Annotated in this window: 12 protein-coding genes; 4 read left to right on the top strand and 8 right to left on the bottom strand. The window is 57.9% G+C overall.

The window, feature by feature from the left end:
* Positions 1 to 85 precede the first annotated feature (85 nt).
* Positions 86 to 940, bottom strand: coding sequence for an NAD-dependent epimerase/dehydratase family protein (locus IAE55_RS13500; protein WP_200632846.1), 855 nt, complete (start codon positions 938 to 940; stop codon positions 86 to 88).
* Positions 941 to 997: 57 nt separating this feature from the next.
* Positions 998 to 1,936 (bottom strand): aldo/keto reductase family protein, encoded by a 939-nt coding sequence (locus IAE55_RS13495; protein ID WP_089548652.1) that lies wholly within the window; start codon positions 1,934 to 1,936, stop codon positions 998 to 1,000.
* 146 nt (positions 1,937 to 2,082) lie between these two features.
* Between IAE55_RS13495 and IAE55_RS13490 the strand changes: the two genes are divergently transcribed.
* Entirely contained in the window at positions 2,083 to 2,427 is a 345-nt protein-coding gene (locus tag IAE55_RS13490; protein ID WP_145164046.1) for a winged helix-turn-helix transcriptional regulator, read from the top strand.
* A gap of 44 nt (positions 2,428 to 2,471) precedes the next feature.
* Here the strand turns inward: IAE55_RS13490 and IAE55_RS13485 are convergent, their stop codons facing one another.
* The gene (locus IAE55_RS13485; protein WP_200632844.1) at positions 2,472 to 3,977 is read right to left on the bottom strand and encodes a serine hydrolase domain-containing protein; all 1,506 of its coding nucleotides are present in this window, start codon (positions 3,975 to 3,977) and stop codon (positions 2,472 to 2,474) included.
* A 186-nt stretch (positions 3,978 to 4,163) separates the two neighbouring features.
* Positions 4,164 to 4,457: a hypothetical protein gene (locus IAE55_RS13480; protein ID WP_105441945.1), complete on the bottom strand. Its 294-nt coding sequence runs from the start codon at positions 4,455 to 4,457 to the stop codon at positions 4,164 to 4,166.
* Positions 4,458 to 4,681: 224 nt separating this feature from the next.
* Here IAE55_RS13480 and IAE55_RS13475 point away from each other — a divergent pair, with 224 nt between their 5' ends.
* Positions 4,682 to 5,260 (top strand): TetR/AcrR family transcriptional regulator, encoded by a 579-nt coding sequence (locus tag IAE55_RS13475; protein ID WP_105441946.1) that lies wholly within the window; start codon positions 4,682 to 4,684, stop codon positions 5,258 to 5,260.
* 276 nt (positions 5,261 to 5,536) lie between these two features.
* Positions 5,537 to 6,661, top strand: a complete 1,125-nt coding sequence (locus tag IAE55_RS13470) for a cytochrome P450 (protein ID WP_105441947.1) — start codon at positions 5,537 to 5,539, stop codon at positions 6,659 to 6,661.
* 218 nt (positions 6,662 to 6,879) lie between these two features.
* Here IAE55_RS13470 and IAE55_RS13465 read toward each other — a convergent pair whose 3' ends face one another.
* Positions 6,880 to 7,830 carry a hypothetical protein gene (locus IAE55_RS13465; protein ID WP_200632841.1) on the bottom strand — a complete coding sequence of 317 codons (951 nt, stop codon included), beginning with the start codon at positions 7,828 to 7,830 and terminating at the stop codon, positions 6,880 to 6,882.
* Positions 7,831 to 7,861: 31 nt separating this feature from the next.
* Positions 7,862 to 11,203 (bottom strand): DUF5107 domain-containing protein, encoded by a 3,342-nt coding sequence (locus IAE55_RS13460; RefSeq protein WP_200632839.1) that lies wholly within the window; start codon positions 11,201 to 11,203, stop codon positions 7,862 to 7,864.
* 193 nt (positions 11,204 to 11,396) lie between these two features.
* On the opposite strand from IAE55_RS13460, the gene IAE55_RS13450 reads away from it, so the two are divergent.
* A complete protein-coding gene (locus IAE55_RS13450) occupies positions 11,397 to 12,527 on the top strand; it encodes a helix-turn-helix domain-containing protein (protein WP_442793333.1) in 1,131 nt (376 codons plus the stop codon).
* A gap of 244 nt (positions 12,528 to 12,771) precedes the next feature.
* Here IAE55_RS13450 and IAE55_RS13445 read toward each other — a convergent pair whose 3' ends face one another.
* Together IAE55_RS13445 and IAE55_RS13440 are read right to left on the bottom strand one after the other, a co-directional pair.
* On the bottom strand, positions 12,772 to 14,898 hold the full coding sequence (locus tag IAE55_RS13445) for an alpha-galactosidase (protein ID WP_442793332.1): 2,127 nt from the start codon (positions 14,896 to 14,898) through the stop codon (positions 12,772 to 12,774).
* 132 nt (positions 14,899 to 15,030) lie between these two features.
* Positions 15,031 to 16,656 (bottom strand): ABC transporter substrate-binding protein, encoded by a 1,626-nt coding sequence (locus IAE55_RS13440; RefSeq protein ID WP_145164054.1) that lies wholly within the window; start codon positions 16,654 to 16,656, stop codon positions 15,031 to 15,033.
* Positions 16,657 to 16,707: the final 51 nt, after the last annotated feature.

The following is a 16,707-nucleotide window of genomic DNA, read 5'->3' as shown; positions in this document are numbered from 1 at the left end:
GAGGCCGAGTCTTCTTGGTTTGGAGTTTGCGTAAGAGTATCTATTTCTGTCATCCATGCTTTCTGCAGGCGCTTGCGGCCTGCGTTCAGCGAAGCTTCGCAACCTCGTCGCGCCAGCGGTGCTGCGGCTGCCAGCCGAGCAGGCGCTTCGCCTTCTCGTTGCTGAGCAGGGTCTCATGCCCCGCCAGCGGCGCGCGGATGTCCGTCACGCCGGGATACCTGGCGGCCAGCAGTTCGCGGCTCGGAACCGCCATGCTGGAGTCGTCGGCGGCCACGTTAAGGGCCACCGCACCGAGCCCGTCCGCCTCGACGGCCAGCCGGATGGCCGAAGCAGCGTCGCGGGTGTCGATGTAGCTCCACAGAATGCGGTCCCGTTCTTCGGGCTTGTCGATGAATGAGGGAAAACGTTCATACCATTCCGGAGGGATGACATTCCCGAGGCGAATGGAGACGACCTGCATGCCGGTGCGCCGGTGGAACATGTCGGCGGTCAATTCATTGACCACCTTGGACAGTCCGTAGCTGTCCTCGGGCAGCTGCGGATGCGCCTCGTCCACGGGCACGTACTGCGGGCTTAAGGGACTGACTGCAAATACGATGCCGTAGGACGATTCGCTGGACGCGATCACTGTTTTGCGGATTCCGAGGCCTGCGGCGGCCTCCAGCACGTTGTACGTCGACATGACGTTGTTCCGGAATGTAACTTCCGGCGTGCGGATATGCGCCGCCGGGATCGCCGCCAAATGAACGACGGCATCAGCCCCGGCCAGCGCGCCATAGGTCTCTCCCAAATCTTCAAGATTCGCAATCAGCGTAGGGCAAAGGTTCTCGTCGGGACGCCGGAAGTCCACGTTCAGCACCTCATACCCCTGCTCGATAAAATGACGCACGACCCACTGTCCAAGCATGCCGCTTCCGCCTGTAATGACGACTTTGGCCACAAGTAACGCCTCCTCTTCGCTTCGGTTCAAACCTGGCCGAACCCTTGGCCGGTCCGATTATTTCAGAATGTCTTCGATCCGTTCCTGCACGTCTTCGCTCAGGACGATGCCCGAAGCCTTGGCATTCTCCGTCACCTGCTCCGGACGGCTTGCGCCGACCAGCGCGCTGGCCACGTTGTCTTTGCGCAGAATCCACGCAAGGGCCAGGTTGCCGACGGAAATGCCGAGCTCTTTGGCCACGCCTTCAAGCTGCTGCACTTTGGCAATCTTTTCTTCGGTGATGCCTTTGCGCATCCAATCGAGCTTCGCCGCGCGGCTGTCCTGCGGAATGTCGGAAGCCGACGTGTATTTGCCTGTCAGCAGGCCTTGGGCCAGCGGGGAGAACACCACTTGTCCGATCCCTACGCGTTCGCTGAGCGGCATGACTTCCTTCTCGATGTAGCGCTCGAACATGTTGTAAATCGGCTGGTTGACCACAATGCGGTCCAGCAGATAACGGTCGGCCACGCCGATCGCTTCGGCGATCTGCGATGCCTGCCATTCGCTCACGCCGACGTACAGCACTTTGCCCTGGCGAACCAGGTCGTCGATCGCGCGCAGCGTTTCTTCCAAAGGCGTCTCCGGATCATGGCGGTGGCAGTAGAAAATGTCCACATAGTCATGTCCAAGCCGCTTCAGGCTGGCATTCGCCTGCTCCGTAATATGCTTGCGCGACAAGCCGCGGTCATTCGGGCCTTCGCCCATCGGCCAGAACGCCTTGGTAGCCAGCACGTAGGATTCACGCGGATACGCTTTCAGCGCTTTGCCGACAAGCTCTTCCGCCGCGCCTTTTTCATAAACATTGGCCGTATCGAAAAAGTTGATGCCCAAATCGTAAGCCGTTTTGATCGAATTCACCGCATTTTCGCGTTCCACGTAACCGCCATATGTAAGCCAGCTGCCCAAGCTGATTTCGCTGACTTTAAGCCCGCTTCTTCCCAGTCTCCGGTATTTCATTCCATCTACCTCCTTGTTGTCCTGTTACCCTTTTCATTCTATAAAAGTTCATATATGATTTAAAGAAGTGAAATGTTTTTCACTTAATTATATCAAGGGTAGATACTATATAGAGTATAGTTATATACATATAAGGAGGAGAGTCTATGGAAACAGTCAAAAAAGCGAGCAGTTACGTTCCGAAAAACCCGACGCATATCGAATGCAACATTGAAAAAACACTGGATGTGCTGGGCGGAAAATGGGCCTTTCTCGTCATCCGCGAGCTGTTTTGCGGCACTCTTCGCTTTGGTGAACTGCAGCGCCGTATCCCCAGTGTAAGCCCCCGCGCCCTGACCAGTACGCTGCGCCATTTGGAGGAGCAGGGCGTGCTGGAGCGGGAAGTATTCCCTACCGTACCGGTGACGGTGGAATACTCGCTCACGCCTAAGGGACAGGACCTGCATGTCATCTGCCATGAAATGAAGCTGTGGGCGGCCCGCTGGACTTAAGCAGCTCACGATTCGGAAATGTCATCAAGAAAAAAGCTCAGGCACTAGGCCTGGGCTTTTTGGTGTTCCCGTAATATCGTAACCATGCAGAAGGCCTTGCGGACGAAGCCGATCACGCCAAACGCCGACAGCAGCGCCAGCCAAATCACGACGCTCGGCATCAGCAGGAAAATTTGCTCCCATTTCAGCACTCTCCCGCCGCCAACGAAGGTCAGGATCTGCGGCAGGCTGATGAAAATCGCAAGCGGGATCAAGGTGGCGAGCATCCGCAGCGAAGTCAGCCAAACGCGGCGCTGACGGGCCTTGTGTTCCCACCGCTTCCAGCGGAAAAAGAATCCCCGCACCCACAGCAGAACGGTCAGCAGCGTCAGCAGCGCGATCCCCGCTTCGATCATGCCTACGGAAATCGCTGACTTTGGCGGCTCCTCCCCACTCAAAATGTCGGCAATGCCTGAAGCAAAGGTGCCATAGTTAACCAGCGCATTCAAACCGCTGCCAAACAGGATGACGATCCCATAGCCGCTCTCCGGCATCAGCAGTTGATCCGCCTGATACGTCCACAAAATGCCGTTATGGCTTAACCTTGCACCGTCCACCGTCCATCCCATACCGTAACGGCTCTCCACACCGGCGGGAACCTCGCGCATTGCAGCGATTCCCTCCGGGCTGAGCAGACGTGTTCCCCCATAAGTCCCCCCGCCGAGCTGCAGCATCAGCCACCGTGCCATATCGTTTGCGGTCGAGATATTCCCTGCGGCTCCCTCCACGAACCAATCCGGTTCCTTCAAGGCGACCGGCTGGCCATAGAGCAGCATGTTGCCCGGTTCTTTAAAGGAACTGGTCAACGCGGCGTCCGTCGTACGGCCCATGTGCAGCGGAGCAAAGATGTGCTTTTGCAAATAGTCCGGAAAAGGCTCCTTGCTCACCGTCTCCACGATCAGCGCGAGCAGCTGATAATTGGTGTTATGGTAATGAAACGCCGTTCCCGGGTCGCTGGCGAGCTTGACCCCTTTCAACCGGGCGATCGATTCGCCGAGCGAAGCGGGCTGCGCCGAAAATGCCATTTCCGGAAACACGGTATCGGCCAGACCGCTCGTCTGGTTCAGCAGCTGCCGCACCGTGATCTCCTTCCCCCTCGGATCGTCCATCCGGAAGGACGGAAGAAGGTCCGCCGCCTTGTCTTCCAGGCGGATCTTCCCCGCTTCAACCAGCTGCATGACGGCCAGCGCCGTGATCGACTTGCTCAGGGAAGCGACCGGAAGCGGCGTGTCGGGCGTGACGGCTGCACCGCTTCCGGTTTGCCCGTACCCTTTTGAGTATACGACTTCGCCGTCGTGGACAATCGCGGCAGACAATCCGGGAATCCGGTTCTGATGCATGCGGGTCTCGATGAACCGGTCGATCTGATCCTCCCGGCCTGTCTCAAGCTTGGGAGCTGCTGACGCCAAGCTGGTATAGGCTCCTGAGAAGACGGCTGCCAGGAGCAGCACGAGTATCATTTTTCGGGATATGGAGGCTATGGACCTCCGCTTTTCTTTACTCTTCATCATGAATTGAATTCCTCCTCTTGTATCGTAAGCCCAGTATAGGAGCCAAAACGAAAGAGAAGTTAAAGACAATCCTTAAGAAAGAGTTAAGTTGAACACTACGAAGTTGCATGCTGGAATGCCACAAAAAAGAGGAGCAAGCGCAAAGCTTGATCCTCTCTTGATCTATCCACGCGAACGCAGGATAGGCTACCCGTTATTCGCAGCATAATCCGCATTCGCTTGTTCCAGCATGGTTTTCCAATCCTTAAAGTCGGTCTGCCGGGACACATGCCGATCCAGCAGCTCATCCGGTATTTTATTCAACTCTTCTTGGGTTTCCGCGTGAAAATTGCCATTTTCCAAAAATTCCTGAAAGCTGGCAAACGACGAATGCTTGCGCATAAACGAGCCGTTTAAAAGCTTGTCGAGGGCAATGCGGCCGGATTCTTCCTGCGCCGATTTTTGGCCTTTCAATTCCATCAGCAGATCGTCAAAGGACATGGATTTATTCTTTCTCAGAAGATCACTCCTAAATTGAATTTATGCTCAGTATAACATATCAGGTTTCATTCTATCTCATACCTTTAAAAATCGGGCGTTTCCCCACCCATCGATGCGGGTCCAGTTGACTAAATATTCCCAGCATGTTATGTTGTTTTTGAACTGACCAGTCAGATTAATCCCGTCCAACCGACGAATGAGATGGAAAGGACCAATACACCACCGTGAGCAAAGAAAAGATTCTGCACGCAGCCACCCGCGTCTTCTCCGAATACGGCTATCACCGGGCCAGCATGGATGAGATCGCCCAGCAGGCGCAGGTCGCCAAAGGCACCTTGTACTACAACTTTCCGGGAAAGTCCCAGCTCTTCAAAGCCGTGGTAAAAGCCGGATTCGAGGACATTATGGAGCGGACGAAAACCGACCTTAGCTCCGCGCTTCCGATCAAAGAGCAGATCCTTCGGGTTCTCCGCCACCATCTGGACTTGTTCCTCGACTCCCGCCATTTTGCCCATATCGTGTTCAACGAAATTTCCAACGGCATTGAGCCCGATGTGCTGGATGAACTGAAGCAGCTCCGTCGCGAGCATTTAAGCTTTTTGGCCGGCATTCTTAAAGAAGCCCAATGCGAGGGCGGCGTTATGCGCGACGTCGACGCGGACCTGGCTGCAGCCAGTACGATCGGCATGCTGGAAAGCACATGCAATTATTATTTGAGCCACCAGGAAGAGTACAGCCGCGAAGACCTGGAAAGCTTCGTATTCACGGTCGTCGCCGAAGGTCTGTTTAAGTCGCTTGATTAAGCAGGACCTTTTTTTGCCCACATCAAACTGACCAGTCAGTTCAAAAGATCGTAGCGTGTTAAACAGAAGACCTTTTTAGGAAGCAGAGAGACCGAGACACAGAACTTATTTAGGAAATCAACTCATCCAGAAAAAGATCAGCTCCAGCAGACAAACCTCGTTTACTTGTAGACAGACCTCATGGATCGGAAGTTCTCCAGCGCAATGATCGATAAGCCAGCTTTGCCCAAAATTTAGGTTGTTCTCATCTAAAAAAGAAAGCGACGGTGTTGCTTCATGGAATGGAATGCAAATGGACTGCTCCCTTTGGAATGGTATAAAAAGATGCGCCGGGATTCCCCCGTTGTCCAGTCCAACGACGGGCAAGTTTGGAACGTGTACGGATATGACGATGTAAAGACGGTATTTACGAATCACGATATTTTTTCCTCGTCGGCCTTCCCTGACTCCGAGGACCCGCTGGAGCACAGCATTCTGCGGCAGGATCCGCCCAAGCACCGGCAGCTGCGCCGGCTGGTGACCCAGGCGTTCACGCCGCGCGTCATCGAATCGCTGGCTCCCAAAATCCAGTCGATCACCACCTCGCTGTTGGACGAAGCGGAGAAAAAGGGGCGGATGGACGCCATCGCTGACTTTGCCAGCCCACTGCCGATCGTCGTCATCGCCGAGATGCTCGGCGTGTCGCTGGACCACCGCGAACAATTCAAAGCCTGGTCCGACGCCCTGGTCGGAGACAGCGGCGAAGATTTCTATCAGTGCCAGCGCGAGATGAGCGAATACTTCTCCGAAATTGCCGAGGACCGCAGACGCCATCCGCAGGACGATCTGGTCACCAAGCTGGTCGAGGCTCGAATCGACAATGAGCATCTGACGGACCTCGAGATCATCGGCTTCTGCATCCTGCTCCTCGTGGCTGGCAACGAAACGACGACCAACCTGATCTCCTCGGCGATGCTCGGCATCGACACCCTGCCGGATGTCCGTGCGCAGCTGCTTGCCGACCGCAGCCTCATTCCCGGCGCGCTGGAGGAAGTGTTCCGCTATTTCTCGCCGGTGCAGGTCATGTTCCGCCGCGTGAAGCAGGATACCGTCCTTGGCGGCCAGGAGATGAAAGTAGGTCAATTCGTCCATATCTGGATGGCGTCGGCAAACCATGACGAGAAGGTGTTCGAACGTCCGGAGGAATTTAATATCCACCGCAATCCGAACCCGCACCTGGGACTGGGCAGCGGCATCCATTACTGCCTCGGCTCCCAGCTTGCCCGCCTCGAGTCCAAAATCGCGATCGAAACGCTGCTTGCCCGTTTTCCCGAATACCGCCGCGACCGTTCCGCTGAGCTGGCGCGAATGGACAGCATGATGATGTTCGCGCTGAAGGAACTGCCGATTATTTTGACATAGATACATTGAGCTATAAAAAAAACAGAAAATCCTGCATCCCTGGAGAGGGTGCAGGATTTTTGTCGGCTGACGCAAAGGAAATCCACGGATCGGGAATCCGCAGCTATCGACTGAACTCCTGCTGCCCTTCGGCGCCGGGCTTCCGTTAATCGAATCCCCTGCCGCAATGGTCCGGATTACGATCGGTTTGTCGTTCAGCCACCCGGTTTCGTTTCTTCTCACCGCTTGGCTTCCATCCAGCTCACTTCCAAATGCCACGCATACTTGCCGCCGCCCTCCACGACAGCTGCTGCGGCATCCCGCTTCATGGCATGCGCCAAGTCGTCCAAGAAGCCCGTGGCCGGCTCCAATGCCAGATGATACTGCCCCTGGTAGCCGCCGTAATTCGCCCACACCGACAGGTAAGGCACCTTCTCCTTCGGAAAGGTAAAGGTGATTCCTTCCTGCTTGAGCGGATCATAAACGGAAGTCTTTCCTTCCGGCAGCTCACCCGTAAAATAAAATTTCTCGGCCGTCCGCTCTTCACGGCGTCCCGTGCGGTCCAGGCGGCATCCCGGTTGGTTCGAAAAGGGCTGCGGCCACGCCAGCAGATCCCCCCTTTTCCCAAGCCTGTCACGTTCCGAATAGGAGATTGCAATCCCGCTCAACCCTTCGGGCACGATGATCTGCATCCCTTCCTCGATCCGCAGCAGCGGATGGGCTGCCCACAGGAACGCAAACGGGAACGGGCTGAGATTGGTCACCTGATAGTCGATCCGGAGCCGGTCCTCTGCGGCAAAATAATACGTCTTCTCGAGCCGGTACGGCATCCTCACGCCGTGCACGCAGCATGATAGGTGATCTCCATGTCCCTCGGCCTTCCAGGGAATGGACCAGACCTCACCGTGATCCGGAAGCTCCGTCCCCTTCCAGGGATGCTCCGGATACCGGCATACGTTGATCGTCGGGAACATTTCATCCCATCCGCTTCCGTCGCTGTCCGCGAAGGAGCTGGCGTAGCCCCGGTTCCCCAGCGCTCCGCCTGCCGGTGCGAGCCATTCCCGGCCGGTCAGGCGGTTGCGGAGGGAGACCATTTTGCTGCCGAGCTCCGGCAGCAGGGTGACCTCCATGGCGGAGGTCCTTCCCGTCCAGGCGTTAAAGCCGTTGATTTGATGCGGTGTCCAGCTCATCTTTCGCCCCCTTTCCCCTCGGTCTGAGACGTCATATTCCTGTGCGGCATAATTCAAGATGCTGCGCAGCCCCCTGATGATGCGGCTCCAGCGCCAGCGCCTGCCGGAAATGCTCCTCGGCTTCCCGAAATCGGCCCAGACCCAGCTGCCCAAGTCCCATCATGTAATGGCAGTGGATTTCGTTGCGCTTGTGCAGATCGTCCTCAAACACGAGGAAGTCGGGAAGCGACACGGCGAAATAATCGATTTGCGGCCGGTCGAACAGATGCTTTTCCCCGTAGTCGACCAACTTGTTGAAGCGGCTCCGCGCTTCCGCTTCCCGCCCCAGCCTGCGCAGGGCCGCGCCCTGGTAGAAAATCATGTGCGGCGGCTGATCGTTGTAATACATGGCGCTGGACGGCTCCTTCAGCCCTTGCGACGCCTGCAGCAGCGCATTTTGCGCTTCCTCCTGCCGGCCGAGCAGGCCGTACGCCACGCCGAGGTAATAGTCGATGTTGTTCTCCTGAGCGCCTTCCAGCTTGCCCTCGCCGATGTTCAGCGGGTACTGCTTCGCGAGCAGCAGCTGCTCGGCGGCCTCCTCCACCCGGCCTTCGTTCAGCAGCCCTTTGGCGATTTCCACGCGGGCGGTCACGTATTGGGCCGGCACTTTGCCTTCCCCGCCTTCCCATGGATGGAAGCAGCGGGCGAGAATGAGGCTGAGCGCCTCCTCATGGCGGTTCAGCGTATTGTGCAGCGTTAAGTATTCGAGGTACAGGTCATCCCGAAGCTCTACCAGTTCGCGGTGTGCTTCCAGCGCCTGCAGCCGTTGTTCCGGCGAGCGGCCGATCTTTTTATACAGCTGGTCCAGCTCGTAGAAGACGCGCGCGTCCGCCGGGTTCAGCCGAAACGCCGTCTCCAGCGCTGCTTGCGCATCGTCCGGGCGGTTCAGCTTGTTGTAATAGGCGAGCGCCAAATTGCGGTAAGGCGTCGAAAAGCTGCCATCCAGCGCCACCGAAGCTTCCCAGCACGCGGCCGCCTCGGCATGGCGCTTTTTGTCATAGAGCAGGTTGCCCAAGTAATACCTTGCTTTGGCATCTCCCGGATGCAGAGCCGCCGCTTCTTGAAGCACGGCGTAATCGTGCAGCGTGTTCGGGAAGCAGTACGCCGGATCCGCCGCAGCAGCCTGCTCATCATAAGCGGCTGCCTGCTCATCCTGTCCGTTTTTCCGGCTCCAGCTCGCCTGGTAATAACGGACCATCGGGTAGACCCCCGGCTGTTCAGGCGCTGCGATGCGGCCCAGAACCTCAAGCGCGTCCGCGTATTGGCCGGCATCGGCGTAATCCTGAGCCAAAGCGATGTAATTGTGCGCATCGCCGCGCATGAGGCTAGCCAGGCCGTCCAGCGCTTCCTGCGCTTCAGCCGTCCGGCCGGTTTCGCGGTATACGGCGATCAGCTCGTTACGGGCCGCGAATTCCACCGGATCGATGCGGATCGTCTCCCGCACGAGCGTCTCGGCCTCTACGGCGCGGCCCAACCTCCGCAGGATGACGCTTTTCAGATGGCGGGCCTTGTAATGGCGGTACTGGACGTTCAGGGAACGGTCCACCAGCTCGAGCGCCTCGTCGTACTGCCCCTGCCCGCAGGCGATCTGCGCGAGGGCAAAGTATCCCGCCGCCTGCCATGCTCCCGTCCACACGCTCTTGTAGAAGGCGGCGTATGCCTCTTCAAGACGGCCCTGCCATTTGAGCGTCTGGCCGAGATGATAGAACGGCTCGCTGTCATACGGCCTGGCGTTGTGGCGCGTCAGCGTCTCGATCGCTTTTCGGAAATACACCTCGCTGTCCTCCAAGCATCCCCTCCGCAGCAGCAGCAGACCGTAAGCATTGTTCAGCCGGATGTCGCCGGGGTCCCGCTTCAAGCCCTCCAAATAATAAGCTTCCGGCTCACGGGTTGCGTGCCGGTACTGCTCCAGATGCAGTCCCGCCAAATACAGCGCTTCGGTGCTAGGCAGCTGCTCCGGCGCCTCGATGGCTTTGGCCGGATCGGGAACCTGCTCGATCATCTTCGGCATCGGCCGGTAGGAGACCAGCTCCCTTCCATCCACGTCCAGTACGATGACCCGCAGCTCCTCTTCCCGGACTTCGGCGCCAATGTTCACCTCCGCCTGGAACACATCGCTCGGCGACAGCTTCACGATTTTGTCCAGAACGATCTGTCCGGCGCTCTTCAGCAGCACGCGCGCTTGTTCAAACACCGAGGTGGCGTAGACCTGAACTAATGCCTGCCCGTCCGCCGTCTCCAGGTTTACGGCCGCGTCGATGGAGGCGTTTTTGACCAGACCGATCTTTTTATACGGCATAAAATACTGCTTGAAGCTCTTCTCCTCGTACGGCGCGAGCCAGCTGAAGTCCGGCTGGTTGTCGGTGTAGACGCCGGTCATGAGCTCGATGTAAGGACCGTCCTCGTCCGTCAGATTGCGGTCCCATGCCTGGCCGAACTCCCCGTGTCCCCAGGTCCACTGCTTTTTCCCTGGCGACACATACCTGTTCGCAACATGCAGCAGCCCTGCGCCGACGCCGTGGTCGTAACCGCCGACAAAATTATAGTCCGAGTGATAGGCCATGTAGGAGGTGGGAACGGGAATGTTGCTGTATTTGGAAATGTCCACGCCGGCGGAGTAGTCCATTTTATAATACGTGCCCGTGGCGATCGGAAACTTGGACACGTCGCGCTTGCCGTGGTCGAACACCGCATGCACGTCCGGCGGAAACACGGACTGCGTGTGGTCGTTGACCGCAACCGCCGGGTTGGCCCACCACAGAAATGTCTGCGGCGCCGCTGTCCGGTTGTACAGCTGGGCCTGAATTTCGAGGTAGGCCTTGCCTGGATGCAGGGTGAAGCCGGTCGTCACCTTGGTGCCGTACATGCGGTCGATTTCCCCGACCCATACCGTTGCGCTTCCATCCGGATTGCGTTCGATCGTATGCTCCACCTCGCCGAACGTGTTCGGGCGGTGATGCTGCGGCCAGTTGAACTCGATCCCGCCGGATATCCACGGTCCGGCCAGGCCCACCAGCGCCGGCTTGATCACCTGGTTATGATAGACAAAGTCGTACCCGTTCGTCTTGTCGACCGCCCGGTAAATCCGTCCACCGATCTCCGGCATGACCTGGATTTGCACGTACTCGTTTTCCAGGAAGACGATGCGGTACGATTTCTGAACTTTTTCGTCGTAAATTTTATCGATGACCGGCAGCGGGTAGACCCGTCCCGAGCTTCCCTGATACACACGCTTCTCCAAAAACATCGGGTTCGGATCGGGCTTACCTGCCTCGTAAGTCGGAATTTCCACCCGCTCTTCCCATACCTTTACTTCTTCAGGCGCTTTGGCCATGCTGACTCATCCTTTCTTTCGCTGGGACGCTTTTATAATTGCAATGGTGATGTCTGCATATCGGGAACCTTTCAAAACTCTATCCTCATCTTAAAAGGAAGCGGCCCCGCCCTCCATTCACGATCTCATGGGAATGATGGATTATATTATGATTTTTCAGTGTTGATAGAGCGTGTTGAGACGGAGGTTTCCATTGACAAAGTACACGGCCCAAACCATAGTAAATACTATGGAAAAAATACGAAAACCCGACGGATTCAAATCCGAGAAACTCATCGTCCTACCGGATCATATTCTGATTGAGGCGTCATCGCATCCGCTGGTCCGTTCCCTCTACGTGACCGATACCGGATACTTCCCGCGCGCGCTGCATCATTACCGGGAGCGGCCCGAAGGCAGCGAAGCGGTCATCGTCATATTTTGCATGGAAGGAGAAGGCTGGTACCGCTTGGGAAGCGGCCGGGCGCAGCCGGTCGGCCAGGGCCAGGCCATCGTGATTCCCGCGCGGACTCCCCACACCTATGGCTCGTCAGAGGAGCATCCGTGGAGCATTTACTGGTGGCATTTCAAGGGGGAGCAGACAGAGGCGTTTTTTGAGGGATTTGGTCTGGGACCCGGTCCAGGGCACGAGCCAGGTCACGGGCCAGGGCATGAGCCAGGACACGAATCAGGGCACGGGCCAGAGGCCGAGGAAGCCAGTACGCATGTTAGCGAGTCCGATGAATGGAATAATATCGGTGTGGGTGCACCGGGAGCCTCGGACAGCGGGGACATCACAGAGCCGCCTTCCCGTCCGGCTAAAACCGCCGCCGCATCCCTTCCCGTCACCCTGCCTCCGGACAAAGCGCGCCAGCTGACGGAGCTGTTCCAGGAAGGGTATGCGCTGCTGGAGCAGGGCTATACGCTGAACCATATCATTTATGTATCGCAGCTGGCGCATCACCTGGCGGCGATTTTGAGGCTGTGCCGGCTGCAGCCGCAGGATGGGATTTTCCGCCACAGCCAGCACGATATCACGCAAACGGTGCGGTATATGATGGACCGCCTGGAGGGCACCGTCACACTGAAGCAGCTTGCGGCTCAGGCGCGCGTGTCTGTTCCGCATTTTACCCAGCGCTTCAAGGAGGCGACCGGCTATTCGCCGATCGACTACTACCTGCGGCTGAAAATCCAGCTGGCCTGCAGGCACCTGGACCTCACCCAGCAAAGTGTGAAGGAAATCAGCCACCGGCTCGGATTTCAGGACCCCTACTACTTCTCGCGCCTGTTCAAAAAAATAATGGGCAAGTCTCCCTCGGAGTACCGGGGGACACGAAAGGGGTAAAGTGGGGGGCCAGGTGTCTTGTTGTCTCAAGTAACTCGGTTCAGCACTACGTCCTGCCCTATAAAAAAAACGCCCCCAGCAATTTCCCTGGGGGCGTCCTTACGTCCACTCGCTTCATTTTGTACGGCTGAATGGTCATCGCCTTTTAGCCCGGGACTGGCTCGCAAACTACCGCCGGTGAGTCCCATCTGCTGGGGCGGCCTACAACCTGCCGGCCAGCTACCGGCCACCAGCCACCACCCGCCTACTCCACCGCCGTCACCCGGTACAGCAGGCTGTCAAAATCACCCCGCAGCGGCAGCTCAATCCCGATGTTCATCAGCGCGCGTCCGCTCCAGCTGCCGGGCAGCCCCTCGATGGCGTACGTCCGGTCCGCCTGCAGCCCCTGCAGGCGCAGCCGCGGCAGCGGTTCGCCGAGGCGCTGCGAATGCAGGAAGGCGAACACGGCGCTGTCCGCACCGGCTTCATCGACGTACTGCACGGCGGTGACGCCCTTGTGCTGGAGATCGGCCAGCCGGTACTGGCGGCCGAACTGCACAAGCGGGCGGATCGCCTTGTACTGGCGGATGAATTCACCGGACTGCTCGATCAGCTCGTCGCTCCACTCGTTCAGGTTGGAGCCGATGCCGAGCGTGCCCATCATCGCGCTGTGGAACCGGTACTTCAGCGACACGTTCCGCTTGTTCATGCCTGTCGGCGACTCCGTCACCCAGCAGGTCATCATCCGGGGCGCATACGTGTACGAGAAGCCCTCCTGGATGCTTAAGCGGTCGAACGCGTCGGTGTTGTCGCTCGGCCAGGACTGGTCGGCATACCGGAAGATGCCGAGGTCGATCCGCGCGCCGCCGCCCGCGCACGTCTCGAATTCCACATGCGGGAACCGGCGCCGCAGCTCGGCCCAAATCTCGTACAGGCTGCGGACATGGCGGATCCACAGCTCCTTCTGCCGGTGCAGCGGATGATCCTTCATTCCCGGCTCGGTGACCGTGCGGTTCATATCCCACTTGATGAACTTGATGCGGTGATTCTGCAGCAGCTCGGTCATAAACTGAAGGATGTACGCCTTGACCTCCGGCTTCGAAATGTTCAGCAGCAGCTGGTTGCGCAGCTCCGTCCGCGGCCGCGTCTCAAAATGGTACACCCAGTCCGGGTGCGCCCGGTACAGGTCGCTGTCCGGATTGACCGCCTCCGGCTCGACCCAGATGCCGAACTCCATGCCAAGCTCGTGAACCTTGCCGATCAGCTCGCCCAAACCGTTCGGAAACTTCTCCTTATTCACGTACCAGTCGCCCAGTCCGGCCCGGTCGTGATTCCGCTGTCCGAACCAGCCGTCGTCGACGACAAACAGCTCGACGCCCATCCGCGCCGCCCGCTCGGCCAGAGCCATCTGGTCCGCGGCGTTCACATTGAAATACGTCGCCTCCCAGGAGTTATACAGCACCTTGCGCGGCTCAGAGCTTGGCAGCACGTACGCGTGCTGGTACTGATGCAGATTCCGGCTCATGCCGCCGAAGCCGCCGGCCGTGTACCCGCCGACAAACCACGGCGCATCGAACGACTCGCCGGCACCCAGCACCCACTCGCTGTCGAAATCGTTGATTCCCCCGGTCACACGGACATGGTTAAACACCGTTTTCTCCGCGGTAATTTTCCAGTTGCCGCTCCAGGCGAGCGCCCCGAACCAGACGCAGCCGTCCGTTTCCGTCGCCTGACCTTCATCGACGGCAAACCACGGGTTAGTGTGGCTGTCGGTAAAGCCTCTGCGCGACTCCAGCACCTTTTTCCCCTCGCTCAGCACGTTGCGGCGAAGCTGGAATTCGCCCGACCATTTCCCGGTGACATGCGTCAGCCGGTAATCCCGCAGGTCTGGCATGCTCCACGCAGCCGACTGGACGCTCTCAAGGACGATGTCCTCCCCGCCGGTATTGACGATGCGCGCGGAACGCTCAATCAGGTCATATTCCGGAATGACCCGGTACAGCAGATGGGCTTCCAGCGGGTAGACCCGGTCCTTCAACACAATGACCAGCGTCTGCCGGCCGTCCTCCTCGCGGATTTCATGACGCGCATAGCCGGCCGAAAGATCCCGGACGCCGTCCGGCATGCGCACCTTCAGGGAAGGCTCGTCATAGTTGACCCCGCCCCAAAAGCTGAACTCCTCGGCCTCCATATCCACTTCGGCGTCAAAGGAGCTGTGCGACCGCCCTCGCAGCAACGGCGCGCAGTCGTCGATCGTGACAGGCTCGCCCCAATACAGATGCTGCAGCCGGTCCCGTTCATTGATCCCGAACACGTAGGAGCTGCGCTTCGTATGAATCGCAAAGATCCGGCTTTTTTCCTCAAACTCAAACTGCATGTCTACATTTCCCATCGTCCCTCATCCTTTACCGTTTGAAAATGGATCGTTTCCCGCTAACTTCGGGCGTGCAAGCCATCACGGTCTGCGCCCCGGCAAAAAAAGGGAGGCCAAAGACAAAGGCCGTCTTCTCCTCCCCCGCTTGCGTTATTTAGACTCCGTCCACAGCTGCTGGCGCTTCTTATAGTTCTCGGTGTAGATTTTCTCCAGTTTGGAGAGGCCAGCCGCCTCGACTTCCTTCATCATTTGGTTGTACTGCTCGGTCACCTGCTCTTCGGTCGGAGCCAGGGCCATCTTCAGGAAATATTTGTTGATCGTATCGTTGACCTTCGTATCCATGATCGCTTCCGGCGTGCCACCCGCAGGTCCCAGGTTGTCGTACGGCGCGGTGTCAAAAGAGGTATCGGCCAGGTTTTTAATCGCCAGATCGGTCACCGGATCAGACTGGAAGCGGCCGATCAGGTCGTAAGGCGTGCCGTCGGATCCCGGTCCGTTCTTGATCATCCACGTCCATTTGCGGATGCCCGTTGTCCGGGATGCCTCATCCCAGTTTTTCTTGAACGCATCGAGCACTTCCGGACGCGGCACATGCTTGCCGTCCTTCATATCCCAGTCCTTGCCTTCCACGCCCCACATCAGGAGGTACTGTCCCTCCTCGCTGGCCAGGAAGTCCAGCAGCTTCATCGTGCGTTCCGGATCCTTGTTCGAGCGGGTGATCGCTACGCCGTCCCAGCCCAGGGAACTTTTCGGACCGTACGTCGTCTGGTCCGCGCTCACGCCCGGAGCCAGCACTTTATATTGATAGAACTGGCGCTCGTCGGCTTTGGCCGGATCAGACGCTTCCGATTTCAGCAGCGAGTTGGGGTTGCCCACGTTCCACAGCGCTTCGGCCGTGGCGAACACGTTGCCGCCCGCCAGCTTCTGCTCGAACTGCTTCGTTTTCATCGTCGCCCATTCCTTGTCGAGCAGTCCTTTGCGGTACAAGGAGTTCAGGAATTTCACCATCTCCAGGTAACGCGGATCGCGGATGTCCTTCTTCAGCTCTCCATTCGTTTCATAATACGGCATCATGCCGAACATGCCTTTGAAGGTGCCGGATACGCTGCCGATATTTTCACCGTTCAGCGTCATCGGGATCGATTCCTTGCCGTCGATCGTCGGATATTTCTCCTTGAACTTCACCAGGAGGTTCTCGAACTCTTCCGCCGTAAACGGCTCGCCGTTGTTCACTTTGTCCCCGACGCCGAGCTCCTTCATCATATCCATGCGCATCATAAAGCCGAAGACCGGATATTTCTCCAGACCGTACCAATTGGCAAAATAATAGTTTTTCCCGTCGTCGTTTTTCGTTTTGGCCAGGGTGTCGCCGTACATTTCTTTAATATGCGGACCGTACTTGTCGATCAGATCGTTCAGCGGGATAATCGCGCCCGATGAAATATATTTGTTCATGATGTCGCTGCCGCGGTCCAGCATGACGACGTCCGGCAGGTCGCCGCTCGCCAGCATCAGGTTCAGCTTCTCCACCGGGTTGCCGGTCGGCTGCTGAATTTCGACCGTGACGCCGGTCTTTTCCGTAATCGCTTTGGCCACCGGGTTGTTGAACGCATCCCCCGTATTTTTATCGAACCACGTTAGCGTGATCGGCGCATTGCTGTCCGCGGCCGCGCCTTTGTCATCGCCGGATGCCGCTTTCCCGCCGCCTCCGCCGCCGCAACCGGTAAGCGCTGTCATAACGAGGGCTGCCGCGAGAATCCCTTTGATCGTTTTCATTGCCTGAACCCCTTTCTGAAGTCGTCATATTCTTGTTCCCGAATACATGTC

The organism is Paenibacillus sp. S28 (assembly GCF_016624415.1).
GTDB lineage: Bacteria > Bacillota > Bacilli > Paenibacillales > Paenibacillaceae > Paenibacillus_AQ > Paenibacillus_AQ favisporus.
Note: the sequence above shows the minus strand (reverse complement) of the source record. Positions and strands in the feature narration are given on the sequence as shown.